The organism is Nocardioides sp. (assembly GCF_030019515.1).
Classification (GTDB): Bacteria; Actinomycetota; Actinomycetes; order Propionibacteriales; family Nocardioidaceae; genus Nocardioides.
The window spans coordinates 15,048-37,641 of sequence record NZ_JASEEQ010000019.1; the positions used below are offsets into that span (position 1 = coordinate 15,048).

Consider the following 22,594-nt stretch of genomic DNA (forward strand, 5'->3'; position numbering starts at 1 on the left):
CGCTCTCAGGCGGCCCCTCTGCCTGGCTCATGCCGACACCGACTTGGCCGCCTCGGCGTACTGGCGCTCGATCCACGCGTCCACGTCCGACGCCTTGGCCACCACGGTGCGCCCCAGCTTGAACATCCGTGGACCTTCGTCGTAGCCCGCGGTCTGCCGGTGGCGGTACCAACGGATCGTGCCCTCCGGCTTGCACGTCCTCACGGCAATGTCCGGGATGTTCAAGATCTTGTCGTCATCAAGCACCTTGGCCTCCTGTGCGTATCGAGGGTTCTCAATACAGATCAGCGTGGGCTACTATTGACTTCGTTACAACTCTCTGGTTATCTACGGGCTATGACACCAGCAACGCAAGAAGAACTCTGGTTCCGAGGGGGCCGGATCATCCGGCCTCAGGATCCGACGGCCCAAGATGGAGACATCGTCTGGTCGCGCGAGCACGACGATGCGCCGGCATCGCCAGGGCCCGACGACCTGCTCGACCGGTACTGCCGCCTAGCGATCGCGACGCCCGAAGAGGTCGCAGAGTTCATTGCGGCCAACGGCCTTCCAGAGGTCGGCGGCTTCAAGGGGACAGACGGCAAGGAGCCCGATTGGCGGCAGCAGTTCCCCGACGACCCCGGCAGGGTGCCGGCAAACCGAATCCGCGAACACGCACGAGCCGTTGCCGCGGCTCGCAGGGTTGGGGCAGCCCTCGTCGCCCGCCGGCCCGGCGAGCTGGACGACTGGCTCGACGCGCATCGATTCCTGAACCCGAGCGAGCGCCGCGCGACCCGACCCGCCTGGCTTCAACAAGAGCTCGGCAACTGGTCATTCGAGCGCGAGCGGTTCGCGGGATTGGTCTCCGACTTCCTCGCTGCCAGCGGGGTCTACACCGGCGTCAACTGGTCGGACTACAAGCGCCTCGCGATCGTCCCGGTCAGGAGCACCTTCCTCGGGGCCATCGCGCTCCTGCTCGCGCGGGAGATAGGCGCCGAGGAGCGGTACTCCTGCGCTTCCTGCGGGGCGCCAGTCGATCGACGCCGCCCGCCGCGTGAGGGTGAGTCGGTCTACTGCGATCGCCCGGAGTGCAAGCGCGAGCAGCAGCGGCGCAACCAAGCCGCCTGGCGGGCAAAGAAGGCCGCGGAGAGGAGCGGGTCCTGATGGCCAGCAAGAGCATCGCGAAGCGTCCGGACGGCCGCTGGCGCGCTCGGTACCGGGACGCGGGTGGTCGAGAGCACGCCCGCCATTTCACACGGAAGGTCGACGCTCAGCGGTGGCTCGATGAGGTCACGGCGTCTGTCGTCACGGGCCAGTACGTCGACCCGAAGGCCGGGAGCATCGCCTTCCGGATCTATGCAGAGCAGTGGCGCGCCGCTCAGGTTCACCGGCCGTCGAGTCAGGCACACGTGGAGACGATGCTGCGCCGACACGCCTACCCGACGCTGGGAGACCGGCCGCTGTCGTCGATCCTGCCGAGCGAGGTTCAGGCGTGGGTGAAGCGCCTGGGCATCGAGGACAAGGCCGCGAAGCGGAGGGCGCTGGCCCCGTCCACGATCGGGGTTGTGCACTCCATCGTCTCGTCGGTGATGAAGGCTGCTGTCAAGGACCGACGCATCGTCGCCAACCCGTGCGAGGGCACCAAGCTCCCGAAGGCGTCACGGAGCAAGGTCGTCCCGCCGACGACGGAGCAGGTCGAGGCGCTGCGCCTGGCGATGCCGGACCGACTCAAGGCGCTGGTGACGTTCTCCGCGGGCACGGGGATGAGGCCCGCCGAGGTCCGCGGGCTCACGGTCGACCGGCTCAACATGCTGCGGCGCGAGGTCGAGGTCGACCGCCAGCTCGTCTCAGTGGCGAAGAAGGAACCGACCTACGGGCCGCCGAAGACGGCCGCGAGCGTGCGGACGATCCCGCTGCCTCAGGTCGTGGTCGACTTCCTGGCGGCCCACTTGGCGGCGTACCCGCCCGGTCCGAACGGTCTCGTGTTCACGCTCGAGGGCGGGGAGCCGATCAGTCGGCAGGCCATGGGCCACCTGTGGCGCCCGCTCGCGAGCGCTGCGGGCCTCCCTGGCCGCTCCGGCCCCCACGCCCTGCGGCACTACTACGCGTCGCTCCTGATCCGGTACGGCGAGAGCGTGAAGACCGTCCAGGCTCGACTGGGGCACGCCTCGGCCGCGGAGACGCTGGACACCTACTCGCACCTCTGGCCGGACAGCGATGACCGGACCCGCGAGGCGATCGACTCGGTTCTCGGCGCTCCTGCGGACTCTGTGCGGACTGCGGAGTCGTCGTGAGCGAGTTTTGCCTGATGAGAGGGGGTGGTGCGGACGGGCTGGCCTGTAGGCCGGGTTCTGTCCCCGGCGAGCCGGGGGGCGACCATCCATCTACGGGTGCCGTTGCCGACACTCTCCAGCGGTCTACCCGCGCACTCGGGCGGGCCGCCCTCGAACGTGCGCGCGTCCCGTGCAAGCACGGGACTTCTTGACCTTGCTCCAAGTGGGGTTTGCCGAGCCGGCCGGGTCGCCCCGGTCGCTGGTGGTCTCTTACACCGCCGTTTCACCCTTACCCCTCCTCGCCGTAGCGGGGCGGGGCGGTCTGTTCTCTGTGGCACTGTCCCGCGGGTTGCCCCGGGTGGGTGTTACCCACCACTCTGCCCTGTGGAGCCCGGACCTTCCTCGGGGAGTCGCCTCCACGCGGTCGCCCGGCCAGCCCATCCGCGGCTCAAGGATAGCGGTGGACGCGCTCCTGCGCCTCGGCGTACGACGTCGCCGTCGGCAGCTGCTCGTCGTCGCGCACCGCGGTCGCCACCCGGACGGCCGCGTCGACGGCGGCGCGATAGGGGAGCGAGCCGGTGCTGACCCGCCGGACGCCGAGGTCGGCGAGCTCGCGCAGGGTGCGTCCGGGGGTGACGAGGAGGTTCAGCGGCGCCGGCACCGCGGCCGCGATCTCGCGGATCGCCGCCGGGTCGGCGAGGCCCGGGACGAAGACGCCGTCGGCCCCGGCCTCGACGTACGCCAGCGCGCGCGCCACGGTCGCGGGGACGGTGGCGTCCTGGTCGAACCAGTAGGTGTCGACCCGGGCGTTGACGAAGACGTCCGGGCTGCGCTCCTTGACCGCGGCCACCTTGGCGGCGAACCGCGCGGGCTCGACGAGCCGCGCGGCGGCGCTGTCCTCGAGGTTCACGCCGGCCACCCCGACCGCGCCGAGCCCGGCGACGTAGTCGGCGACCTCGTCCGGGTCCTCGGAGTAGCCGTCCTCGATGTCGATCGAGACGTGCACCGGGAGCCGCGCCAGGCGCTGCGCGAGGACCAGGTTGGCCTCGCGGGTGGCGCCGTCGCCGTCCGGGTGGCCGGCGGAGGTCGCGACGCCGAAGCTGGTCGTCCCCACTGCGGGGAAGCCCGCCTCGACGAACGCGATCGCGGACGGCACGTCCCAGGCGTTCGGCAGCAGGAGCGGCAGGTCGGCGTGGTGCAGGGCGCGGAACGACATGGAGCGAGTCAAGCACGGGCGCGGGTCGACGGGCCCTCGGCCGGTCGGGAGCCGGTCGCCGCCGGGTACGGTGGACCGTCGTGAAGGACATCGACCGCGAGACGGAGCGCGAGACCGAGCACGAGCTGCAGGCGCCGCCGGTCGTCTTCCCCGGCCAGGCCGGACCGGAGTCGGCGTACCGCACCGCCTTCGACCTCCTCGCCCGCCGGGCGCCGCGCGAGGCGCTCGAGGTCATCGAGCCGGCGCTGGCCGAGGAGCCCGACAACACCGGGCTGCGCACGCTGCGCGCCTGGGCCTTCCTGATGCGCGCGCAGCTGCAGCGCGCCGAGGCCGAGCTGACCCGCCTGGTCGAGGAGAACCCCGCCGACGACTGGATGCGGCACGCGCTCGGGCGGTGCCTGGAGCGGCAGAGCCGGTACGCCGAGGCGCTGCCGCACCTGCGGCTGGCCGCGACCATGAGCGGCGAACCCGAGCACGAGGTCGCCGTGCTGCGGGTGGAGCGGCGGCTCGCCGAGACCGGCGAGACGTCGTACGACAAGCTGGTCTGAGCCGGCGCGGTCTGCCACGCACCTGACCCATCTGCTCGCGAAGGGCGGGGAGGACGACAGTTCTGTCAGGTACGACGGGAGCCGGACGAGCCGAGGACCCGGTCACACGCTGGATCAGGGCAGCGTCAAGACCTCGGCACCGGCGGGCGTGACCAGCAGGGTGTGCTCGAACTGGGCGCTGCGGCGCCGGTCGCGGGTGAGCACCGTCCAGCCGTCCTCGGCCAGGTCCCACTCGTGGGTGCCGAGGTTGAGCATCGGCTCGATCGTGAACGTCATCCCGACCTCGATCACGGTGTCGTACGCCGGGTCGTCGTAGTGCGGCACCACGAGGCCGCTGTGGAACGCGGCGCCGATGCCGTGGCCGGTGAACTCGCGGACCACGCCGTACCCGAAGCGCGCGGCGTAGGACTCGATCACCCGGCCGATCACGTTGATCCGCCGGCCCGGCCGGACCGCCCTGATCCCGCGCTCCAGCGCCTCCCGGGTGCGCTCGACGAGCAGCCGTGACTCCTCGTCGACGTCGCCGGCGAGGAACGTGGCGTTGGTGTCGCCGTGCACGCCGTCGAGGTAGGCGGTGACGTCGATGTTGACGATGTCGCCGTCCTCGACGACCCGGTCGCCGGGGATGCCGTGGCACACGACCTCGTTGACGCTGGCGCACAGCGACTTCGGGAACCCGCGGTAGTCCAGCGTCGAGGGGTAGGCGCCGTGGTCGCACAGGAACTCGTGGCCGATCCGGTCCAGCTCGTCGGTGGTCACCCCGGGGGCGACGTGCGCGCCGACCAGGTCGCGGGCCTCCGCGGCCAGCCGGCCCGCGACGCGCATCCGCTCGACGGTCTCCGCGTCCTTGACCTCGCTGCCGGTGAACGGCGTGGGCGTGACCTTGCCGACGTACTCCGGTCGGGGGATCGATGCCGGCACGGAGCGCAGCGGGGGAGTCATCCGACGAGTGTAGTTTTCTACGGCATGAGCGACTTCTGGTACTGCGTGCGGCACCACCGTGTCGAGGACGAGTCGAACCTGTGCCCGCCGATCGACCGGCTCGGTCCGTACCCGACGCGCGCGGAGGCCGAGCGCGCGCTGGAGACCGCCGAGGAGCGCAACGAGGAGTGGGACAACGACCCGGCCTGGAACGACGACGACGACGAGTAGTCGCCACCGATGACCAAGCCCGGCCGGCGCCCCCGCGGGCGCCCCGACGTCTCCCCGTGGCCGTTCATCGGCATGGCGGGGATGGCGTGCGCGTTCTTCCTGTACGCCGCCAGCGGGCTGGTCGCACCCTGGTGGGCGGTCATCGTGCTGCTGGTGATGTGGGTGCTGCTGTTCGTCGTCGCCTGCGCCTGGTGGTCGCTGCACCCGCGCTGGGTGCCGGGGCTGGCGGTGGGCGCGGTCGTGCTCTGGTTCGCGGTGGTCACCGCGGGTGGGGCGTTCCTGGGCTGGAACGCCTGAGCATCAGCGCAGCCGCACGTGCGCGCTGACGATCGGGTGGTCCGAGGTCGCCTGCACCAGGGCGGACCGGTTGATCCGCGGGCTGTCGAGCTCGGCGTACTCGTTCGCGAAGATCCAGTCGACCCCCGAGGTGGGCGCGTCGCACGAGCCGTTCCTGGGGTTCGAGCCGCCCAGGAACGAGTGCATCACCTGGTTGCGGGTGAAGGGGCAGAAGAACGCCGACCGGTCGTTCATGTCGCCGGTCATGAACACCGCGACGTTCAGCTCCCGGGTCAGCTTGCGGGTCACGCTGCGCTCGATCCGGGTCGCCTCCCGCCGCCACTGCGAGGCGTTGCCGCGGGTGTCGGCGGCGTGGTGGGTGTTCATCATGTAGACCATCCGGTCGCTGGCCAGCGCGCGCAGCCCGACCACCGGCATGTACCGGGTGTTGCCGTGGAAGTAGGGCACGGCGACGGACCAGCCCTCGACGAACGCGAACCGGTCGGTGCGCCAGGCGATCGAGTTGTCGGTGTCCCACTCGGCGCCGGAGTAGACGGCCCACCGGTCGCCGACCCGGGCCAGGAACCGGTCGTGCTGGGGCCGCTGGAACTCCTGGAGGCCGACGATGGCGGCGTGGGTACGGCGGAGCACCTTGATCGCCCGGTCCAGGCGGACATCGGAGCTGTCGAAGCCCGGTCGGCCGTGGCGGCCGTCGGTGTGGTCGGCGCCGAGCACGTTGAACGAGGCGATCACGAAGCTCTCCTCCTGGGCTGGAGCGGCCTCGACGGGTCCGACGAGGGCGGCACCCGTGGCCGTGAGGGCCAGGGCGAGGGCCAGGGCGAGGGCGAGGGACAGCGAGCAGAGGGCAGGGCGGAGCACCGAGATCACGAGGGGTCACATCGGTCGGCCCCCGGCCGACCTGAGAGGTTCCCTCAGGACTCGCGGGGGCGCACCCGCAGCCGGGTGATCCGGTGCTTGTCGACCGTCGCGACCTCGATCTCGTGGTCGCCGACGATCACCACGTCGCCGGCGGCGGCGAGCCGGCCGAGCCGGTGCACGACGTACCCGGCCGCGGTCTCGTAGGGCCCGTCCTCGAGCCCGACGCCGGTGCGCTCGGCGAAGTCCTCGATGGTCAGCCCCGCGTCCACCTCGCCGGCGGCCACGCTCGCGGTCTCGTCGTACTCGTCGTGGATCTCGCCGACCAGCTCCTCGACCAGGTCCTCGAGGGTGACGATGCCGTCGGTGCCGCCGTACTCGTCGACGACGACGGCGATGTGGCTGCCCTCGGCCCGCATCCGCGTCAGCGAGGGCAGCACCCGGTTGGTGGCGGGCAGGTGCAGGATCTTGCGGGTGATCGAGCGCACCCGCTTGCGGGGGTCGGCGCCGAGCAGGTCGCGCACGTGCAGGAAGCCACGGACGTCGTCGTGGCCGGTGCCGGTGACGGGGTAGCGGGAGTACGGGCTGGTCAGGGCGACGGCGATCGCGTCGGCGACCGTGGCGTCGGCGGCCAGGAACGTCACGTCGCCGCGGGGCCGCATCACCTCGCTCAGGGACCGGTCGCCGGCGTCGAAGACGTCGGCGAGGATCCGCCGCTCGTCGTCGGCCAGGCCCTCGTGCCGGTCGACGAGGTAGCGCAGCTCCTCGTCGCTGAGCTCCTCCGAGGCCGCGGCCGGGTCGCCGCCGAAGACGCGGACCACCGCGTTGGTGGAGACCGAGAGCAGCCAGACCACCGGGCGCATCAGGGTCGCGAAGCGGTCCAGCGGCGCGCCGACCAGGTAGGCGACCCCTGCCGCGCGCTGCAGCGCGAGCCGCTTGGGGACCAGCTCGCTGAGCACGAGGGAGAGGTAGGCGATGAACAGGGTCAGCACCACCAGCGCGGCGGTGCCGGCGGCGTCCTCGCCGAGCCCGGCGTGCTCGAGCATCGGCGCGAAGTCGGGTGCGAGCGTGGAGGCGCCGTACGCCGCCGAGAAGAAGCCGGCCAGCGTGACGCCGATCTGGACCGCGGCCAGGAACCGGTTCGGGTCGCGGGCCACGGACGCGACCCGAGCGCCGCGGGCCCCGCGGGAGGCGAGCGTGTTGACCTGGGCCTCGCGCAACGAGACCAGCGCGATCTCGGTGCCGGCGAACACCCCGCCGATCAGGATGAACAGCAGGACCAGGGCAAGGTTGATCAGGGTCTGGGCGTCCACCGGGGTGTCGTCACCGCTCTCTCATCGTCTGGGTCTGACAACGAGGATCGCGTCGTTCCCGTTCCCGTTGTCGGTGAGCACGTAGGCGACCGAGCCGGGGCCGTCCACGACCGTGCGGATCCGGCCGTGCTCACGCAGCGCCGCCGGCACCCGCACCCTCTGCAGCCTGCCGGACGCGGAGAGCTGGAGGAACAGCACCCGCTCGGCCTTGAGCGCAGCGACCGCGAGACTGCCGTCGAGGGCGCCCCAGCGCGTGCCGTGGACGAACCCGCCGCCGGACGTCGCCAGCGTCGGGTCGCCCGAGCGCCACACCGCGGCGCGCTGGCGGCCGGGCAGGGACTGGTCGGTCATCGGCACCGACTCGTTGTAGCCGGGGACCGGGTCGTAGCCGTAGTCGCCGCCCTTGCGCAGCCGGTTGACCTCGTCGTCGCGGTAGGTACCCTGCTCGACCGACCACAGGGTGCCGTCGCGGCGCCGGTCGAGCCCCTGGACGTTGCGGTGGCCGTAGGTGTGCACGAAGCGCTTGTTGCGGTTGCCCGACCGGATGAACGGGTTGCTGCCGCAGGGCCTGCCGGTGGCGGCGAGCAGGCAGAGCGTCTTGCCGCCCAGCGACCTCTTGTTCTCGGGGTTGCTGCCGGTCGCGGCGTCGCCGGTGCCGACGTACAGCCGCTTGCCGACCGCCAGCAGCCGGCAGCCGCCGTGCCGCCCGCTGGTGGCGGGCAGGCCGCCGAGCAGCCGCTTGCTCCCCGTGATCGCGGCCAGGTCGTCGCGCAGCGTCCAGCGGATGATCCGTACGTCGTGCCCGCCGCCGTCGGTGAAGCCGCCCTGGCAGGTGTAGAAGGTGCGGTTGCTCGCGAACGACGGGTCCACCTCGAGCCCCATCAGTCCGGTCTCCCCGGACACCCAGACGGAGTCGCTCGGGAAGCCCTGCACCAGCCGGGTCCGGCTGCCGTCCCAGATCGAGACCGTGGCCCGGTCGCGCTGGGTGAGGATCAGCCGGCCGCCGCCGATCGGCCGGACGTCCCACGGGTGGTCCAGGCCGGTCACGAGCCGGGTGACCCTCAGGCCCGGCACCTGGGCCCGGTCGGCCGCCGGCCGCTCCACGTGCGGGCTGTGCGCGTGGGCGACGGGCGACAGCAGGGCGAGGGCCAGCGTGGCCAGGACTCCGAGAACGACCGGGCGCATGGGGACACCCTAGGACTGCTCGTTGAGTCAGAAGGTGTGCTCGGGGCCCGGGAAGGTGCCGGCCTTGACGTCGGCGGCGTAGTCGCGGGCGGCCTGGAGGAGGGCGCCGTGCAGGTCGGCGTACTGCTTGACGAAGCGGGGCATCCGGCCGGTGCGCAGGCCGAAGGCGTCCTGCCACACCAGCACCTGCGCGTCGCAGTCGAGCCCGGCGCCGATGCCGATCGTCGGGATCGCGACGGACTTGGTGACCTCGGCCGCGACGTCGCCGGGAACCATCTCCATGACGACCGCGAAGGCGCCGGCCTCCTCCATCGCGCGGGCCTCCGCGACCACCTTCGCGGCCGCGGTGCCGCGGCCCTGGACCCGGTAGCCGCCCAGGTTGTGCTCGGACTGGGGGGTGAAGCCGATGTGGGCCATCACCGGGATGCCGCCCTCGGTGAGCTTGCGGACCTGCGGCGCCATCTCGATCCCGCCCTCGAGCTTCACCGCGTGCGCGTTCGCCTCCTTCATGAACCGCACGGCGGTCAGGTAGGCCTGCTCGGGCGAGGCCTGGTAGGAGCCGAACGGCAGGTCGGCGACGACGAGGGCCCGGCGCACCGACCGGCTGACGGCGCGCGCCAGCGGGATCAGCTCGTCGACGGTGACCGGCAGCGACGTCTCGTTGCCGAAGACGTTGTTCGACGCGCTGTCCCCGACGAGCAGCACCTCGATGCCGGCCTCGTCGAAGGTCTGCGCGGCGTACTGCTCGTAGGCGGTGAGCATCGCGAACTTCTCGCCGCGCTGCTTCATCTCGCGCAGGTGGTGGGTGCGGATCCGCTTGATCGGTGCGGCTCCGGTGGTCGAGCCTGTCGAGACCCCGGACGCGTACGGGGGCGTCTCCTCGGTGCTCATCTCGTACTCCCTGGCGTCATCTCGCGGCTCCCTGATGGAGTCCACGGACCGTTCGTCAGGCTAGCCCGCTACCGACGGGTTCACTCGTGTGTCGATGGTCACCCCGGTGGTCACCGGACGGCGTCGGCGGCGGCCTCGATGTCGGCGATGACGATCTTCTGCTGCGTCATCATCACCGCGATCGCCGCCTGCGCCCGCGCCGGGTCAGGGTCGGAGATCAGCTCGTAGAGCCGGGTCGGGACGATCTGCCAGGACAGCCCGAACCGGTCCTGGAGCCAGGCGCACTGGCTGGGCCGGCCGCCGGCCACGAGCGTGTCCCAGTAGTAGTCGACCTCGGACTGGTCGGCGCAGCTGACGCTCAGCGAGATCGTCTCGGTGAAGCCGGCGTGCACCGGCCCGCCGTTGATCCCTCGGAACGGCTGGCCGTCGAGCGTCCACTCGGCGGCGAGCACGCGGCCGTCCTCGTAGTGGGAGACCCCGCGGATCTCCGAGTTCGGGAAGACCCGGGTGTAGAACTCCACGGCCTCCATCAGGTCGTCGTCGAACCACAGGCAGGTGCTGATCTCAGGCATGCCCGTGTTGACCCGCTGTCGGCGGCGTACTCATCGGCCTACAGTCGGCCATGGCCTTCGACGTCGCGGCCGACGCGTACGGGCGGTTCATGGGGCGGTACTCCGAGCCGCTCGCCGAGCAGCTCGCCGAGCTCGCAGGAGTACGGCGAGGACAGCGCGCCGTGGACGTGGGGTGCGGGCCGGGTGTGCTCACGAGCCGCCTGGTCGCGCGGCTCGGGGCCGACGGGGTCCGGGCGCTCGACCCGTCGCCGTCGTTCGTGGCCGCGGCCCGGGCGCGCTGTCCCGGGGTCGACGTCCGGCAGGGCACGGCCGAGCAGATCCCGTTCGCCGACGACTCGGCCGACGTGGTGCTCGCGAACCTCGTCGTGCACTTCATGTCCGACCCGGTCGGCGGGCTCCGCGAGATGGGCCGGGTCGGTGGCCTGGTCGGCGCGACCGTCTGGAACCACGCCACGACCGCCGGGCCGCTGTCGACGTTCTGGCAGGCGGTCAAGGACCGGGACCCGGACGCGGCGGACGAGGCCACGCTCCCCGGCACCGGTGAGGGCGCTCTCGGCGAGCTCGCCCGCGAGGCCGGCCTGCGCGACCTGGTCGAGACCACCCTCACGGTCACCGTGCCGTTCTCCTCCTTCGAGGAGTGGTGGGAGCCCTACACGCTGGGCGTCGGACCGGCCGGCGACTACGTGCGCGCGCTCGACGCCGACGCCCGGGACGCGCTGCGCGGCCACTGCGCCGAGCTGCTCCCCGACGGCGCCTTCACGGTCGACGCGACGGCATGGGCGGTGCTCGGGCGCGCCTGACCCGCTGTCGGAGACACGCGACGTGGGAAACTCCGAGCGTGGACTTCTACTCCGCCTACGCCCATGGCTTCGCCCGGGTCGCCGCCTGCACGGTGCCGATCCGCGTGGCCGACCCCGCGACCAACGCCCGGGCCGTGCTGGAGCAGGCCCGGGCGTGCTCCGAGGAGGGGGTCGCGGTCGCGATCTTCCCCGAGCTCTGCCTGAGCGGGTACGCCGTCGACGACCTGTTCCTCCAGGACGTGCTGCTCGACGCGGTCGCCGACGAGATCGCCGGCCTCGTCGCCGCGTCGGAGGGCCTGCTGCCGGTGCTCGTCGTGGGCGCGCCCGTCGCGCACGGCAACCGGGTGCTCAACGCGGCCGTCGTCATCCACCGGGGCCGGATCCTGGGCGTCGCGCCGAAGTCCTACCTGCCGACGTACCGCGAGTTCTACGAGCGCCGCTGGTTCGCGCCCGGCGATGACGTGCGCGGGTCGATCGTGCTCGCCGGCCAGGAGGCGCCGATCGGGCCGGACCTGCTCTTCGAGGCCGAGGACGTGCGCGGCCTGGTGCTGCACGTGGAGGTCTGCGAGGACATGTGGGTGCCGGTGCCGCCGAGCGCCGAGGCCGCGCTCGCGGGCGCGACCGTGCTCGCCAACATCTCCGGCAGCCCGATCACCGTCGGCCGGGCGAGCGACCGGGAGCTGCTCGCGCGCAGTGCCTCCAGCCGGTGCCTGGCGGCGTACCTCTATGCCGCCGGCGGCCAAGGCGAGTCCTCGACCGACCTGTCGTGGGACGGGCAGACGATGGTCTACGAGCACGGCGAGCTGCTCGTCGAGACCGAGCGGTTCCCGGACGGGCCGCGCGCCGCGATCACCGACCTGGACCTCGACCGCACCCGCCTCGAGCGGTTGCGGACCGGGACGTTCGACGACAACCGCCGCACGATCGGCCCGGAGTTCCGCACGGTCGGCTTCGAGCTGGGCCCGCCGACCAAGGACATCGGGCTGCGCCGCAAGGTGGACCGCTTCCCGTTCGTGCCCGACGACGCCGAGCGGCTGGCCCAGGACTGCTACGAGGCCTACAACATCCAGGTCTCGGGGCTCGAGCAGCGGCTGAGCGCCATCGGCCAGCCGAAGGTCGTCATCGGCATCAGCGGCGGCCTGGACTCCACGCACGCCCTGATCGTCGCGGCGAAGGCGATGGACCGGCTCGGCCGCGACCGCAGCGAGATCCTCGGCTTCACGCTGCCGGGCTTCGCGACCGGCCCGGCCACCAAGGGCTACGCGTGGGCGCTCGCCGAGTCGCTCGGCATCACCATGCAGGAGATCGACATCACCGACGCCGCGCGGGCGATGCTCACCGACCTCGACCACCCCTACGCGAGGGGGGAGGAGGTCTACGACATCACCTTCGAGAACGTCCAGGCCGGGCTGCGCACCGACTACCTGTTCCGGCTCGCCAACCACCGCGGCGGCATCGTGCTCGGCACCGGCGACCTCTCCGAGCTGGCGCTGGGCTGGTGCACGTACGGCGTGGGCGACCAGATGTCCCACTACAACGTCAACGCCGGCGTACCGAAGACGCTCATCCAGCACCTGATCCGCTGGGTGATCAGCACCGGGCAGTTCGACGAGACCACCAACCGGGTGCTGCTCGACGTGGTCGGCCAGGAGATCACCCCGGAGCTGATCCCGACCCGGGAGGACCACCTGCCGCAGTCCACCGAGCAGTCAGTCGGGCCGTACTCCCTGCAGGACTTCACGCTCTTCCACGTGCTGCGCTACGGCTACTCGCCCAGCAAGGTCGCGTTCCTCGCCTGGCACGCCTGGCACGACGCGGACGCGGGGGAGTGGCCCCCGAACTACCCCGACGACCGGCGCATCGAGTTCGACCTGGCCACGATCCGTCGCTGGCTCGAGGTGTTCGTCCGGCGGTTCTTCGCCAGCCAGTTCAAGCGCTCCGCGCTGCCGAACGGGCCGAAGGTCAGCCACGGCGGCACCATGTCCCCGCGCGGGGACTGGCGGATGCCCTCGGACGCCTCGCCCGCCGCCTGGCTGGCCGAGCTGGAGGCCAACATCCCCACCGAGTGACTGCCCGCCGACGGCTGGCCGGGCCGGGCGTGCGTGCCGGCGTGGCGACGCGTCGCGGTGGCGCGGTGGCGCGGGTGCGCGGTGTGCTGGCAACCGGATGCGGGTCGGGGTCGGTTGCTGGGTCACCCCTGGCCGGGCTCGAGCCGCACAGAAATGACGCTCCGGCATGCAACCGAACCGGCGGCCGGAGCGTCACCACCGTGACACGTTCGAGATCCTGCCCGAGGGTCCCGCCCGAGGAGTACGCCATGAGCAGCATCAGCCCCCTGCGCCGGTTCGCGGCCGGCGCCGCGGTCCTGGCCGCCGGCGCGGCCGGTGCCCTGAGCGCCGCACCCGCCGCTGACGCCACCACCGCCCTCGCCACGACACCGTCCGCCCGCGAGGCGCGCCAGACCACCATCACCTTCCAGGTGCCCGACTGCGACGGCTGCGTGGTCGGCCTGGTCCAGGGCCGCTGGGACCCGGACGCCACGTCCGGCGTCCGGGTCTGGGACGGGGGACAGCACGAGGTCAGCGACGGTACGGTCACCGTCACCGTGCCCAGCCGGCGCACCAAGGGCATGTCGATGACGGTCGAGGCGCCCTGGGAGGGCCACACCGGCTACATCACCCAGACCGTGTTCCGCTACGGCGGCAAGCGGGTCGGCGACGAGGTCGGCTTCAAGGAGGCCCGCTCCAAGACCAGGGGCGCGGGCTGCTGGGCCGGCACCCGCGACGCCGAGGTGACGATCCCGCTGACCGTCCGCAAGGTCTGGGTCCAGGGCCTGCGGCACCGGGTCCGCGGCAGCATCGCCTACGCCGACGTCACCCAGGACTGGATGGTCCCCATGCGTCAGGTGTGGGATGGCGTCATGGGCACCCAGGACGTACCGATCTGCGGGGTGCAGCCGCGCGGCTGACCCGGAGGATCGGCGCGTGATCGGCCCCGAAGCGTGCGCGCCGATAGGCTGGAGGCATGGGTAAGCAGGAGGACTTCGTTCTTCGCGCTCTCGAGGAGCGGGACGTCCGGTTCGTGCGGCTGTGGTTCACCGACGTCCTGGGATTCTTGAAGTCGGTGGCGGTGGCGCCGGCCGAGCTGGACGGCGCCTTCGACGAGGGGATCGGCTTCGACGGCTCGGCGATCGAGGGCTTCGCGCGGGTCTACGAGGCGGACATGCTGGCGATGCCGGACCCGTCGACGTTCCAGATCCTGCCCTGGCGCGGCGAGGGCCCGGCCACGGCCCGGATGTTCTGCGACATCATGATGCCGGACGGCTCCTCGTCGTACTCCGACCCGCGCCACGTCCTCAAGCGCACGCTGGGCAAGGCGGCCGACCAGGGCTTCACGTTCTACACCCACCCGGAGATCGAGTTCTACCTGTTCAAGAACAGCCCCGAGGCCGGGGCCGAGCCCGAGCCGGTGGACCGCAGCGGCTACTTCGACCACACCGCGCAGTCGATGGGCGCCGACTTCCGCCGCGAGGCGATCACGATGCTCGAGTCGATGGGCATCTCCGTGGAGTTCAGCCACCACGAGGGCGGGCCCGGCCAGCAGGAGATCGACCTGCGGTACGCCGACGCGCTGACCACCGCGGACAACGTGATGACGTTCCGCACCGTGATCCGCGAGGTCGCGCTCGGGCAGGGGGTGTGGGCGACGTTCATGCCCAAGCCGTTCACCACCCACCCGGGTTCGGGGATGCACACCCACGTATCGCTGTTCGAGGGCGACCGCAACGCGTTCTTCGAGGCCGGCGCCGAGTACCAGCTCTCGAAGACCGGGCGGCAGTTCATCGCGGGCGTGCTGCGGCACGCCAACGAGATCAGCGTGGTCACCAACCAGTGGGTCAACAGCTACAAGCGGCTGATGTTCGGCGGTGAGGCGCCGTCCTACATCTGCTGGGGCCACAACAACCGCTCGGCGATGATCCGGGTCCCGATGTACAAGCCCAACAAGGGCCAGTCCACCCGGATCGAGCTGCGCACCATCGACGCCGCCTGCAACCCCTACCTGGCCTTCGCGGTGGTGCTGGCCGCCGGCATGAAGGGCATCACCGAGGGCTACGACCTGCCCCGCGAGGCCGAGGACGACGTGTGGGCGCTGACCGAGCGGGAGCGCAAGAGCCTCGGCATCGAGCCGCTGCCGAAGAGCCTCGCCGAGGCCATCGCGGTGGCCGAGCACTCCGAGCTGCTCGCCGAGACCCTCGGCGAGCACGTCTTCGACTACTTCCTGCGCAACAAGCGCGCGGAGTGGGAGGAGTACCGGGGCCAGGTCTCCGCCTTCGAGCGCGACCGCATGCTCCCGGTGCTGTGATGGGCGCGCCGGTCCAGGAGGCGGCGTGACCCGTCCGGTGGTGCTCGTGGTCGAGCACGACCTCGAGTGCCCGCCGGCGTGGGTCGGCACCTGGCTGACCGAGGCCGGCTGTGACCTGGACGTCCGCCGTCCCTACGCGGGCGACGAGCTGCCGGGCCTTGCGGCGTACGACGGGCTGGTGGTGCTCGGCGGGCCGATGGGCGCGAACGACGACGACCGGCACGCCTGGCTCGCGCCGGTCAAGGAGCTGCTCCGGCAGGCGCGGGACGGGGGGCTGCCCACGCTCGGCATCTGCCTGGGCCACCAGCTGATCGCCGCCGCGTACGGCGGCACCGTGGCGCGCAACCCCCGCGGGCAGCAGGTCGGGCTGCTCGACGTCGGGTGGACCACCGCAGCCACCTCGGACCGGCTGCTCGGCCCGCTCGCGACCCCGCGGCGCGGCGTGCAGTGGAACGACGACGTGGTGACCGAGCTGCCGCCGGGCGCGGTGCTGCTGGCCGGGACCGGCGCCGGCGAGGTCCAGGCCGTGCGCTACGCGCCCACCGTGTGGGGGGTGCAGCTGCACCCGGAGGTCGACGTACCCGTGCTGCGGCCCTGGGCCGAGTCCGACCGCGGCTCGCACGAGACCCGCGGCATCGACACCGACGCCGTGCTGCGTGAGATCGACGCGGCCCGCGCCGAGTTGGACGACGCGTGGCGGCCGCTCGCCACCGGGCTCGCGGCCCTGGTCTCCGAGCGGGCCGCCGCACGCGTTGCGGAGTGCCCGGCCCGATGACCCGGTCGGCGACCAGCAAGGGGAACCTGCTGCGCCTGGGCTTCCTCGACCCCGACGCCGCGCTGGACGCGCTCGCCGGACTCGGTGCGGCCGCCGACCCGCTGCTCGCCCTGCTGGCCCGCACCGCCGACCCCGACGACGCCGTCGCCGCGCTGGCGCGGCTGGTCGAGGCGCTCGACGACCCCGACGAGCTGCTCGAGGAGCTGGTCGACGACGAGGGCACCGCGATGCGCCTGCTGAGCGTGCTCGGTGCGAGCGAGGCGCTCGGCGACCACCTGGTGCGGCACCCGGAGCACTGGCGCGAGCTGGCCGATCCCGCGCTCGGCTCGAGCCGGCCGGCCGCCTGGGCGATCCGCGCCGAGCTGCTCGCGGCCGTCGGCGCCGACCCGGACCACCCCGAGCCGGTCGCGACCCTCCCGGACGCCGAGGCCGTCGACGCGCTCCGCGTGGAGTACCGCCGGGTGCTGCTGCGGCTGGCGGCACGCGACCTCGCGCACCACCTCGTCGTCGACGACGCCGCCGCCGAGCTCTCCGACCTGGCGGCCGGCACCCTGGACGCCGCGCTGGCGGTGGCCCGCCAGCGGGTCGGCGCCGACAGCGCCCTGGCGCGGCTCGGCGTGGTCGCGATGGGCAAGTGCGGCGGCCACGAGCTCAACTACGTCTCCGACGTCGACGTGATCTTCGTCTGGGCGCCGGCCGACGGCGTCTCGGACAGCGCCGTCGACAACAGCGCGCTGAAGGCCGCGACCCAGCTCGCCAGCAACCTGATCCGGGTCTGCTCCGACCACACCACCGAGGGCACCATCTGGCCGGTCGACGCGGCGCTGCGCCCCGAGGGCAAGGCCGGGCCGTTGGTGCGCACCATCGCCAGCCACCAGGGGTACTACGAGCGGTGGGCCAGCACCTGGGAGTTCCAGGCCCTGCTCAAGGCACGGGCGGTCGCCGGCGACCTGGCGCTGGGTCGGGAGTTCGTGGCGATGACCCGGCCGATGGTGTGGAGCGCCGCCGAGCGCGACGGCTTCGTCGAGGACACCCAGGCGATGCGGCGCCGGGTGGTCGAGCACATCCCGGCCCGAGAGGCCGAGCGGCAGCTCAAGCTGGGCTCCGGCGGGCTGCGCGACGTCGAGTTCGCAGTCCAGCTGCTCCAGCTCGTGCACGGCCGCGCCGACGAGCGGATCCGGCCCTCCACCACGCTGAGCGCGCTCGCCGAGCTGACCCGGGCCGGGTATGTCGGCCGCGCGGACGGCGAGGCCCTGCACGACGCGTACGCGTTCCTCCGGACCCTCGAGCACCGCATCCAGCTGCACCGGCTGCGCCGTACCCACGTGGTGCCGGAGGACGAGGCCTCGCTGCGTCGGCTCGGCCGCAGCATGGGCTACCTCAAGGACCCGGTCCGCGTCCTCGGCAAGACCTGGCAGCACCACCGGCTCGAGGTGCGCCGGCTGCACGAGAAGCTCTTCTACCGCCCGCTGCTCGCCGCCGTCGCGAGGATCCCCGGCGAGGAGGCCCGGCTCTCGCCGGAGGCTGCGACCGAGCGGCTGGCCGCGCTCGGCTTCCTCGACCCGCAGGGTGCGCTGCGCCACCTCGAGGCGCTGACGTCCGGGCTCAGCCGGGCCGCGCAGATCCAGCGCACCCTGCTGCCGGTGCTGCTGGGCTGGTTCGCCGACGCACCCGACCCGGACGCCGGGCTGTTCGGCTTCCGCCGGATCAGCGAGTCGCTGGGCAGCACCCCGTGGTACCTCTCCACCCTGCGCGACGAGGGCGAGGTCGCCGAGCGGCTGGCGCGGATCCTCGCGACGTCGCGCTATGCCACCGACCTGCTGGAGCGGGAGCCGCAGGGGGTGCGGATGCTCGGCGGCGACCTGACGCCGCTGTCGGCGGAGGCCCTGAGCGAGGAGATGCTCGCCTCCTCGGGCCGGCACGACGACCCCGAGTCGGCCGTGCTCGCGATCCGCGGGGTCCGCCGACGCGAGCTGCTGCGGATCGCCGCCGGCGACCTGCTCGGGCTCACCGACGTCGCGGACGTGGGCGCGGCCCTGTCCCGGCTCACCGACGCGACGCTGGAGGCCACGCTCGAGGTCGCCGGTCGTGCCGTACGCCGGCAGCGGGACCTGGCCGCCGCGCCCACCCGGATGGCGGTCGTCGCGATGGGCCGCTACGGCGGCTTCGAGCTGTCCTACGGCAGCGACGCCGACGTGCTGTTCGTGCACGACCCCGAACCGGGCGCCGACCAGCAGCAGGCGTCGTCGTACGCCCACGCGGTCGGCAACGAGCTGCGCCGCCTACTCGCGCTGCCCGGCCCCGACCCGGCCCTGGAGGTCGACGCCGACCTGCGCCCCGAGGGCAAGCAGGGGCCGCTGGTGCGGACCCTGGACTCCTACGCCGCCTACTACGCGCGCTGGTCGAAGGTGTGGGAGGCGCAGGCGCTGCTGCGCGCCGACGCCGTGGTCGGCGACCTCGACCTGCGTCGCCGCTTCGAGGAGCTGATCGACCCGCTGCGCTACCCGGCCGGCGGGCTCAGCGTGGACGACGTGGTCGAGGTGCGCCGGATCAAGGCGCGCATCGACGACGAGCGACTGCCGCGCGGTGCCGACCCGCACACCCACCTCAAGCTCGGCCGCGGCGGCCTCGCCGACATCGAGTGGACCGTGCAGCTGCTGCAGATGCGGTACGCCGACTCCGTGCCCGGGCTGCGCACCTCCCGCACCCTCGACGCCCTGGCCGCGGCCCGGCAGGCCGGCCTGGTCACCGACGACGACGCCGCCGTGCTCCAGCAGACCTGGCGGCGGGTCAGCCGGGTCCGCAACGCGGTCACGCTGGTGCGCGGCCGGGCCGCCGACGAGCTGCCCCGCGACATCCGCGAGCGGGCCGCGGTCGCCTCGATCCTCGGCTACCCGCCCGCGTCCTCGGACGCGATGGTCAACGACCAGCTGCGCTACACGCGCCTGGCCCGCGCCGTCGTCGAGCGGGTCTTCTGGGAGTGAGCAGTCGGTCCGGGGTCCTAGGCTCCGGTCATGACCGACGACCGGACCCGTGACCGGGCCACCACCCTCCTGCGCCTGCACGAAGCCCCCGAGCTGCTCACCGTCGTCAACGTGTGGGACGTGGTCTCCGCGAGGACGGTCGCCGGGGTCCCCGGCACCACCGCGCTGGCGACCGCCAGCCACTCGATCGCCGCGTCCTACGGCTATCCCGACGGCGAGCAGATCCCGGTCGACCTGATGCTCGAGGCCGTCGGCCGGATCGCCGCCGCGACCGACCTGCCGGTCAGCGCCGACCTCGAGGGCGGGTACGGCGACCCGGCCGGGACCGTGCGGCGCGCGATCGGGCTGGGCGTGGTCGGCGCCAACATCGAGGACCAGATGCGCCCGGTCACCGAGGCCGCGGCGAACGTCGAGCGGATCATGCGGGCCGCGGAGGCGGAGGGCGTGGACTTCGTGCTGAACGCGCGGACCGACGCGTTCCTGCGCGGTCGCGACCGCGACCCGGGCGACGTGCTCGCCGACGCCGTCGAGCGCGGTCGCGCCTACCTGGACGCCGGGGCGCCCGTCGTGTTCGTGCCCGGGCGCCTCGACGAGCAGCAGGTCGCCACGCTCGTGGAGGCCTACGGCCCGCAGCGGCTCACCCTGATCGGCGTGCCGGGCTTGCCGCCCCTGGCCCGGCTCGAGGAGCTCGGCGTGGCCCGGGTGTCCTACGGGCCGATGTCGCAGAACGTCGCGCTCACCGCGCTCCAGGAGCTGGTCGAGGAGGTGCACCGCGGCGGGGGCGTCCCGCCGACGATGCGCGCGCTGAACTGATCTGCCGGCGGCGGCTTGAGGTTCCTTGCCGGTTCCTTGCGCGAACCCCGAGGCCGGGTGGCCGGTTGCTTGAGCCTGCCCGGACAGCATCTGCTCGTCAGGGCGTACCACCGCGCACCTGTCGGACTGCCCGGTCGCCGGGGCAGGAGGGGAAGCAGTCGTCATGAGCGAGGTCGTCGAGACGCCCGCGGTGTTCGACCCGGCCGCTGTGGCCGGCCTGACCGGGCACCCCCGCGACGACGAGTTCGCCCTGGTCCTGGTCCAGAGCTACCTCCGGCTGCTGCCGCTTCGGCTCGGCCGCCTCCTCGCCGCCCTCGAGGCCGAGGACCCGGACCCGGCGATGGATGCGGTGCTCAGCCTCAAGGTCTCCTCGCGGACCCTCGGCGCGCACGAGCTCGGGGCCCTCGCCGCCGTGGTCGAGCAGCAGCTGCGGCTCCGGGACCTGCCGGGCGCGTACGCCGCGGCCGCGGCGCTGCCGCCCGCCGCGACCCGGGTCGAGCGGGTGCTCGCCGACCACCTCGCGGTCTAGCCCGGTCGGGATCGGCCCACCGTCCCTAGTCCGGGAGCTCCATCCGGTAGCCCACGCCCCGCACGGTGCGGATGAACCGGGTCGAGCCGTCGGTGCCGGCGGCGAGCTTGCGCCGCAGGTTGCCGACGTGGACCTCCACCAGGTGGGTGTCCGAGGCCCAGTCGGTGCCCCAGACGCTGCGCAGCAGCGCCTCGCGCGACCAGACCCGCGCGGGGGCCCGCATCAGCTCGGTCAGCAGGTCGAACTCGGTGCGGGTCAGCACCAGCTCCTCGTCGGTGCGGAACGCGCGACGGCTCTCCACATCGACGCGCAGCGGGCCGTGGGTCAGGATCTCGTGCGCGTCCTGGGTCGATGCGTCCGGACGCGGGACGCCGCCGACCGTGCGGGGGCGGCGGAACATCGCGTTCACGCGAGCCTTCAGCTCGCGGGCGCTGAACGGCTTGGCGATGAAGTCGTCGGCGCCGGTCTCCAGGCCGAGGAGCCGGTCGATCTCGTCGTCGCGGGCGGTGATCATCACGACGTACGCGTCGCTGATCTCGCGGATCCGCCGGCAGGCCTCGATGCCGTCGATCCCCGGCAGGCCCAGGTCCAGGGTGATCAGGTCCGGCTTCCGGTCGCGGACCGCCGCCACCCCCTCGAGGCCGGAGCCGACGGCGAACACCTCGAAGCCCTGGGTCTCGAGGGTGTACACGATCAGCGCGCGGATGTCCTCGTCGTCCTCCACCACGAGCGCGACCCGCCCGAGCCGGCCGGGCGCGCCCGCTGAGACAGGCCCCACGTCGGTCTCCATGGGCCGATGATGCCACTTCTTGCGGAAGTCTTGAGATACGCCGGTCCGCGGCTCAGGCGTCGTCGTGGCGGTGGTAGAGCCCGGTCATCGTCCCCGCCGGGTCGAGCCGCGGCAGCAACGCATCCGCGATCTCGGTCAGCTGCGCGACCTGCGCAGGGGTGAGCGCGTCGATGACCCGGTCGCGGACGTGGGCGACATGGCCAGGCGCGGTCTCCTGGACGGTGCGCCAGCCGGCGTCGGTGAGGTGGGCGTCCGTGGCCCGCCGGTCGTCGGTGGCGGGGACTCGGCGTACCAGGTCGCGCTTCTCCAGCCGCCGGACCACGTGGGAGAGCCGGGGCAGGGTGGCGTTCGTCTGGGCCGCGAGCGCCGTCATCCGCAGCACCCGGCCGGGCGCCTCGGAGAGCGTCGCGAGCACGTAGTACTCGAACATCGTCAGCCCCGCGTCCCGGCGCAGCTGGGTGTCGAGCACCCCCGGCAGCAGTTCGACCACCGCGACCAGCCGCACCCAGGCGGCCAGCTCGGCCTTGCTCAACCATCGGGTCTCCACGGCCCGAGTGTGCCTCAGAAAAGTTGTGGGAACAATCAACGCGATGGCATGGTTCATTGAAGTGACAACCAATTGGCTGTCGTGCGACGTCTACGAAGGGACCACTCTCATGACCACCGTCACCATCCTCGGAACCGGCAACATGGGCCCGGCCATCGCCAGCGTCGTCGAGCGCGGCGGGCACAGCGCCCAACTCCTCGGCGAAGCCGACAGCGCCACCCCCGTCAGCGGCGACATCGTCGTCCTCGCAGTGCCCTACCCGGCCCTGCCCCAGGTGCTCGCCGAGCGCAGCGCCCAGCTCGCCGGCAAGATCGTCGTCGACATCACCAACCCGGTGAACTTCGAGACCTTCGACTCCCTCACCGTGCCCGCCGACTCCTCGGCCGCCGCCGAGCTCGCGGCCGCGCTGCCGGACTCCCGGGTCCTCAAGGCCTTCAACACGACCTTCGCGGCCACCCTGGCCTCCGGGACGATCGGCGACCGGGTCACGACCGTCCTGATCGCCGGCGACGACGCCGACGCCAAGGCCCGCCTGTCCGAGCTCGTGACCGCCGGCGGCCTGCGCGCCATCGACGCCGGCTCGCTGCGCCGGGCCCGCGAGATGGAGGCGCTCGGCTTCCTGCAGATCAGCCTTGCCGCCGCCGAGAAGATCGCCTGGACCGGCGGCTTCGCCGTCCAGGGCTGAGGCCGGCCCGTCCCGACCGCCCCGACCA

Annotated in this window: 24 protein-coding genes and 1 other RNA gene; 14 read left to right on the forward strand and 11 right to left on the reverse strand. The window is 72.7% G+C overall.

The annotated features are described in order from the left end of the window. Nucleotides 1-27 precede the first annotated feature (27 nt). A complete protein-coding gene (locus QMC84_RS20480; RefSeq protein ID WP_300378164.1) occupies nucleotides 28-246 on the reverse strand; it encodes a hypothetical protein in 219 nt (72 codons plus the stop codon). Between the two features lie 90 nt (nucleotides 247-336). Between QMC84_RS20480 and QMC84_RS20485 the strand changes: the two genes are divergently transcribed. Both QMC84_RS20485 and QMC84_RS20490 read left to right on the forward strand, forming a co-directional pair. Next, the gene (locus QMC84_RS20485; RefSeq protein WP_300378166.1) at nucleotides 337-1,143 is read left to right on the forward strand and encodes a hypothetical protein; all 807 of its coding nucleotides are present in this window, start codon (nucleotides 337-339) and stop codon (nucleotides 1,141-1,143) included. Beyond that, nucleotides 1,143-2,273, forward strand: a complete 1,131-nt coding sequence (locus QMC84_RS20490; RefSeq protein WP_300378169.1) for a site-specific integrase — start codon at nucleotides 1,143-1,145, stop codon at nucleotides 2,271-2,273. Before QMC84_RS20485 ends, QMC84_RS20490 begins: the two co-directional genes overlap by 1 nt. A gap of 30 nt (nucleotides 2,274-2,303) precedes the next feature. Here the strand turns inward: QMC84_RS20490 and rnpB are convergent. Together rnpB and QMC84_RS20500 are read right to left on the reverse strand one after the other, a co-directional pair. Continuing rightward, nucleotides 2,304-2,692: RNase P RNA component class A (gene rnpB, locus QMC84_RS20495), an RNA gene on the reverse strand. Nucleotides 2,693-2,700: 8 nt separating this feature from the next. Then, nucleotides 2,701-3,468, reverse strand: a complete 768-nt coding sequence (locus QMC84_RS20500) for an isocitrate lyase/phosphoenolpyruvate mutase family protein (protein WP_300378171.1) — start codon at nucleotides 3,466-3,468, stop codon at nucleotides 2,701-2,703. A gap of 80 nt (nucleotides 3,469-3,548) precedes the next feature. On the opposite strand from QMC84_RS20500, the gene QMC84_RS20505 reads away from it, so the two are divergent. Beyond that, on the forward strand, nucleotides 3,549-4,016 hold the full coding sequence (locus QMC84_RS20505; RefSeq protein ID WP_300378173.1) for a tetratricopeptide repeat protein: 468 nt from the start codon (nucleotides 3,549-3,551) through the stop codon (nucleotides 4,014-4,016). A gap of 114 nt (nucleotides 4,017-4,130) precedes the next feature. Here the strand turns inward: QMC84_RS20505 and map are convergent, their stop codons facing one another. Beyond that, nucleotides 4,131-4,958, reverse strand: coding sequence for a type I methionyl aminopeptidase (map, locus tag QMC84_RS20510; protein ID WP_300378175.1), 828 nt, complete (start codon nucleotides 4,956-4,958; stop codon nucleotides 4,131-4,133). Between the two features lie 24 nt (nucleotides 4,959-4,982). Here map and QMC84_RS20515 point away from each other — a divergent pair, with 24 nt between their 5' ends. Next, nucleotides 4,983-5,168 (forward strand): hypothetical protein, encoded by a 186-nt coding sequence (locus QMC84_RS20515; RefSeq protein ID WP_300378177.1) that lies wholly within the window; start codon nucleotides 4,983-4,985, stop codon nucleotides 5,166-5,168. Between the two features lie 9 nt (nucleotides 5,169-5,177). Continuing rightward, entirely contained in the window at nucleotides 5,178-5,465 is a 288-nt protein-coding gene (locus QMC84_RS20520) for a hypothetical protein (RefSeq protein WP_300378179.1), read from the forward strand. A gap of 3 nt (nucleotides 5,466-5,468) precedes the next feature. Here the strand turns inward: QMC84_RS20520 and QMC84_RS20525 are convergent, their stop codons facing one another. The 5 genes from QMC84_RS20525 to QMC84_RS20545 all read right to left on the reverse strand — a co-directional run bounded on the left by QMC84_RS20525 (nucleotide 5,469) and on the right by QMC84_RS20545 (nucleotide 10,281). Further along, nucleotides 5,469-6,332: an endonuclease/exonuclease/phosphatase family protein gene (locus QMC84_RS20525; protein WP_300378181.1), complete on the reverse strand. Its 864-nt coding sequence runs from the start codon at nucleotides 6,330-6,332 to the stop codon at nucleotides 5,469-5,471. A 44-nt stretch (nucleotides 6,333-6,376) separates the two neighbouring features. After that, entirely contained in the window at nucleotides 6,377-7,633 is a 1,257-nt protein-coding gene (locus tag QMC84_RS20530; protein WP_300378183.1) for a hemolysin family protein, read from the reverse strand. Between the two features lie 21 nt (nucleotides 7,634-7,654). Continuing rightward, complete coding sequence (locus tag QMC84_RS20535) at nucleotides 7,655-8,818, reverse strand: PQQ-dependent sugar dehydrogenase (protein WP_300378185.1); 1,164 nt, start codon at nucleotides 8,816-8,818, stop codon at nucleotides 7,655-7,657. A 27-nt stretch (nucleotides 8,819-8,845) separates the two neighbouring features. Beyond that, nucleotides 8,846-9,709: a 3-methyl-2-oxobutanoate hydroxymethyltransferase gene (gene panB / locus QMC84_RS20540; RefSeq protein WP_300378187.1), complete on the reverse strand. Its 864-nt coding sequence runs from the start codon at nucleotides 9,707-9,709 to the stop codon at nucleotides 8,846-8,848. A gap of 110 nt (nucleotides 9,710-9,819) precedes the next feature. After that, nucleotides 9,820-10,281, reverse strand: a complete 462-nt coding sequence (locus tag QMC84_RS20545; protein WP_300378189.1) for a VOC family protein — start codon at nucleotides 10,279-10,281, stop codon at nucleotides 9,820-9,822. A gap of 50 nt (nucleotides 10,282-10,331) precedes the next feature. Here QMC84_RS20545 and QMC84_RS20550 point away from each other — a divergent pair, with 50 nt between their 5' ends. The 8 genes from QMC84_RS20550 (at nucleotide 10,332) to QMC84_RS20585 (ending at nucleotide 20,544) form a co-directional block, all read left to right on the forward strand. Further along, a complete protein-coding gene (locus tag QMC84_RS20550; RefSeq protein WP_300378191.1) occupies nucleotides 10,332-11,081 on the forward strand; it encodes a class I SAM-dependent methyltransferase in 750 nt (249 codons plus the stop codon). A 38-nt stretch (nucleotides 11,082-11,119) separates the two neighbouring features. After that, the gene (locus tag QMC84_RS20555) at nucleotides 11,120-13,150 is read left to right on the forward strand and encodes an NAD(+) synthase (protein ID WP_300378193.1); all 2,031 of its coding nucleotides are present in this window, start codon (nucleotides 11,120-11,122) and stop codon (nucleotides 13,148-13,150) included. A 248-nt stretch (nucleotides 13,151-13,398) separates the two neighbouring features. After that, nucleotides 13,399-14,049, forward strand: a complete 651-nt coding sequence (locus tag QMC84_RS20560) for a hypothetical protein (RefSeq protein WP_300378195.1) — start codon at nucleotides 13,399-13,401, stop codon at nucleotides 14,047-14,049. Between the two features lie 56 nt (nucleotides 14,050-14,105). Continuing rightward, the gene (gene glnA / locus QMC84_RS20565; RefSeq protein ID WP_300378197.1) at nucleotides 14,106-15,443 is read left to right on the forward strand and encodes a type I glutamate--ammonia ligase; all 1,338 of its coding nucleotides are present in this window, start codon (nucleotides 14,106-14,108) and stop codon (nucleotides 15,441-15,443) included. 25 nt (nucleotides 15,444-15,468) lie between these two features. Beyond that, nucleotides 15,469-16,218 (forward strand): type 1 glutamine amidotransferase, encoded by a 750-nt coding sequence (locus tag QMC84_RS20570; protein ID WP_300378199.1) that lies wholly within the window; start codon nucleotides 15,469-15,471, stop codon nucleotides 16,216-16,218. Beyond that, nucleotides 16,215-19,202, forward strand: coding sequence for a bifunctional [glutamine synthetase] adenylyltransferase/[glutamine synthetase]-adenylyl-L-tyrosine phosphorylase (locus QMC84_RS20575; protein WP_300378201.1), 2,988 nt, complete (start codon nucleotides 16,215-16,217; stop codon nucleotides 19,200-19,202). The genes QMC84_RS20570 and QMC84_RS20575 overlap by 4 nt, the downstream gene beginning before the upstream one ends. Before the next feature lie 30 nt (nucleotides 19,203-19,232). After that, nucleotides 19,233-20,015, forward strand: a complete 783-nt coding sequence (locus QMC84_RS20580; RefSeq protein ID WP_300378203.1) for an isocitrate lyase/phosphoenolpyruvate mutase family protein — start codon at nucleotides 19,233-19,235, stop codon at nucleotides 20,013-20,015. Nucleotides 20,016-20,178: 163 nt separating this feature from the next. Next, the gene (locus tag QMC84_RS20585; RefSeq protein ID WP_300378205.1) at nucleotides 20,179-20,544 is read left to right on the forward strand and encodes an Hpt domain-containing protein; all 366 of its coding nucleotides are present in this window, start codon (nucleotides 20,179-20,181) and stop codon (nucleotides 20,542-20,544) included. A 25-nt stretch (nucleotides 20,545-20,569) separates the two neighbouring features. Here the strand turns inward: QMC84_RS20585 and QMC84_RS20590 are convergent, their stop codons facing one another. Both QMC84_RS20590 and QMC84_RS20595 read right to left on the reverse strand, forming a co-directional pair. Next, nucleotides 20,570-21,334: a response regulator transcription factor gene (locus QMC84_RS20590; protein ID WP_300378207.1), complete on the reverse strand. Its 765-nt coding sequence runs from the start codon at nucleotides 21,332-21,334 to the stop codon at nucleotides 20,570-20,572. Nucleotides 21,335-21,386: 52 nt separating this feature from the next. After that, nucleotides 21,387-21,881: a MarR family transcriptional regulator gene (locus QMC84_RS20595; RefSeq protein ID WP_300378209.1), complete on the reverse strand. Its 495-nt coding sequence runs from the start codon at nucleotides 21,879-21,881 to the stop codon at nucleotides 21,387-21,389. 109 nt (nucleotides 21,882-21,990) lie between these two features. Here QMC84_RS20595 and QMC84_RS20600 point away from each other — a divergent pair, with 109 nt between their 5' ends. After that, entirely contained in the window at nucleotides 21,991-22,566 is a 576-nt protein-coding gene (locus QMC84_RS20600; protein WP_300378211.1) for an NADPH-dependent F420 reductase, read from the forward strand. Nucleotides 22,567-22,594: the final 28 nt, after the last annotated feature.

What these genes read in the sequence shown, in the direction of transcription:
- QMC84_RS20590 (WP_300378207.1), bottom strand. Translation starts at nt 21,334, where the DNA reads ATGGAGACCGACGTGGGGCCTGTCTCAGCGGGCGCGCCCGGCCGGCTC.
- QMC84_RS20520 (WP_300378179.1), top strand. Translation starts at nt 5,178, where the DNA reads ATGACCAAGCCCGGCCGGCGCCCCCGCGGGCGCCCCGACGTCTCCCCG.
- QMC84_RS20585 (WP_300378205.1), top strand. Translation starts at nt 20,179, where the DNA reads ATGAGCGAGGTCGTCGAGACGCCCGCGGTGTTCGACCCGGCCGCTGTG.
- QMC84_RS20500 (WP_300378171.1), bottom strand. Translation starts at nt 3,468, where the DNA reads ATGTCGTTCCGCGCCCTGCACCACGCCGACCTGCCGCTCCTGCTGCCG.
- QMC84_RS20490 (WP_300378169.1), top strand. Translation starts at nt 1,143, where the DNA reads ATGGCCAGCAAGAGCATCGCGAAGCGTCCGGACGGCCGCTGGCGCGCT.
- QMC84_RS20545 (WP_300378189.1), bottom strand. Translation starts at nt 10,281, where the DNA reads ATGCCTGAGATCAGCACCTGCCTGTGGTTCGACGACGACCTGATGGAG.
- panB (WP_300378187.1), bottom strand. Translation starts at nt 9,709, where the DNA reads ATGAGCACCGAGGAGACGCCCCCGTACGCGTCCGGGGTCTCGACAGGC.
- QMC84_RS20550 (WP_300378191.1), top strand. Translation starts at nt 10,332, where the DNA reads ATGGCCTTCGACGTCGCGGCCGACGCGTACGGGCGGTTCATGGGGCGG.
- QMC84_RS20580 (WP_300378203.1), top strand. Translation starts at nt 19,233, where the DNA reads ATGACCGACGACCGGACCCGTGACCGGGCCACCACCCTCCTGCGCCTG.
- map (WP_300378175.1), bottom strand. Translation starts at nt 4,958, where the DNA reads ATGACTCCCCCGCTGCGCTCCGTGCCGGCATCGATCCCCCGACCGGAG.
- QMC84_RS20515 (WP_300378177.1), top strand. Translation starts at nt 4,983, where the DNA reads ATGAGCGACTTCTGGTACTGCGTGCGGCACCACCGTGTCGAGGACGAG.
- QMC84_RS20485 (WP_300378166.1), top strand. Translation starts at nt 337, where the DNA reads ATGACACCAGCAACGCAAGAAGAACTCTGGTTCCGAGGGGGCCGGATC.
- QMC84_RS20560 (WP_300378195.1), top strand. Translation starts at nt 13,399, where the DNA reads ATGAGCAGCATCAGCCCCCTGCGCCGGTTCGCGGCCGGCGCCGCGGTC.
- QMC84_RS20600 (WP_300378211.1), top strand. Translation starts at nt 21,991, where the DNA reads ATGACCACCGTCACCATCCTCGGAACCGGCAACATGGGCCCGGCCATC.
- QMC84_RS20535 (WP_300378185.1), bottom strand. Translation starts at nt 8,818, where the DNA reads ATGCGCCCGGTCGTTCTCGGAGTCCTGGCCACGCTGGCCCTCGCCCTG.
- QMC84_RS20575 (WP_300378201.1), top strand. Translation starts at nt 16,215, where the DNA reads ATGACCCGGTCGGCGACCAGCAAGGGGAACCTGCTGCGCCTGGGCTTC.
- glnA (WP_300378197.1), top strand. Translation starts at nt 14,106, where the DNA reads ATGGGTAAGCAGGAGGACTTCGTTCTTCGCGCTCTCGAGGAGCGGGAC.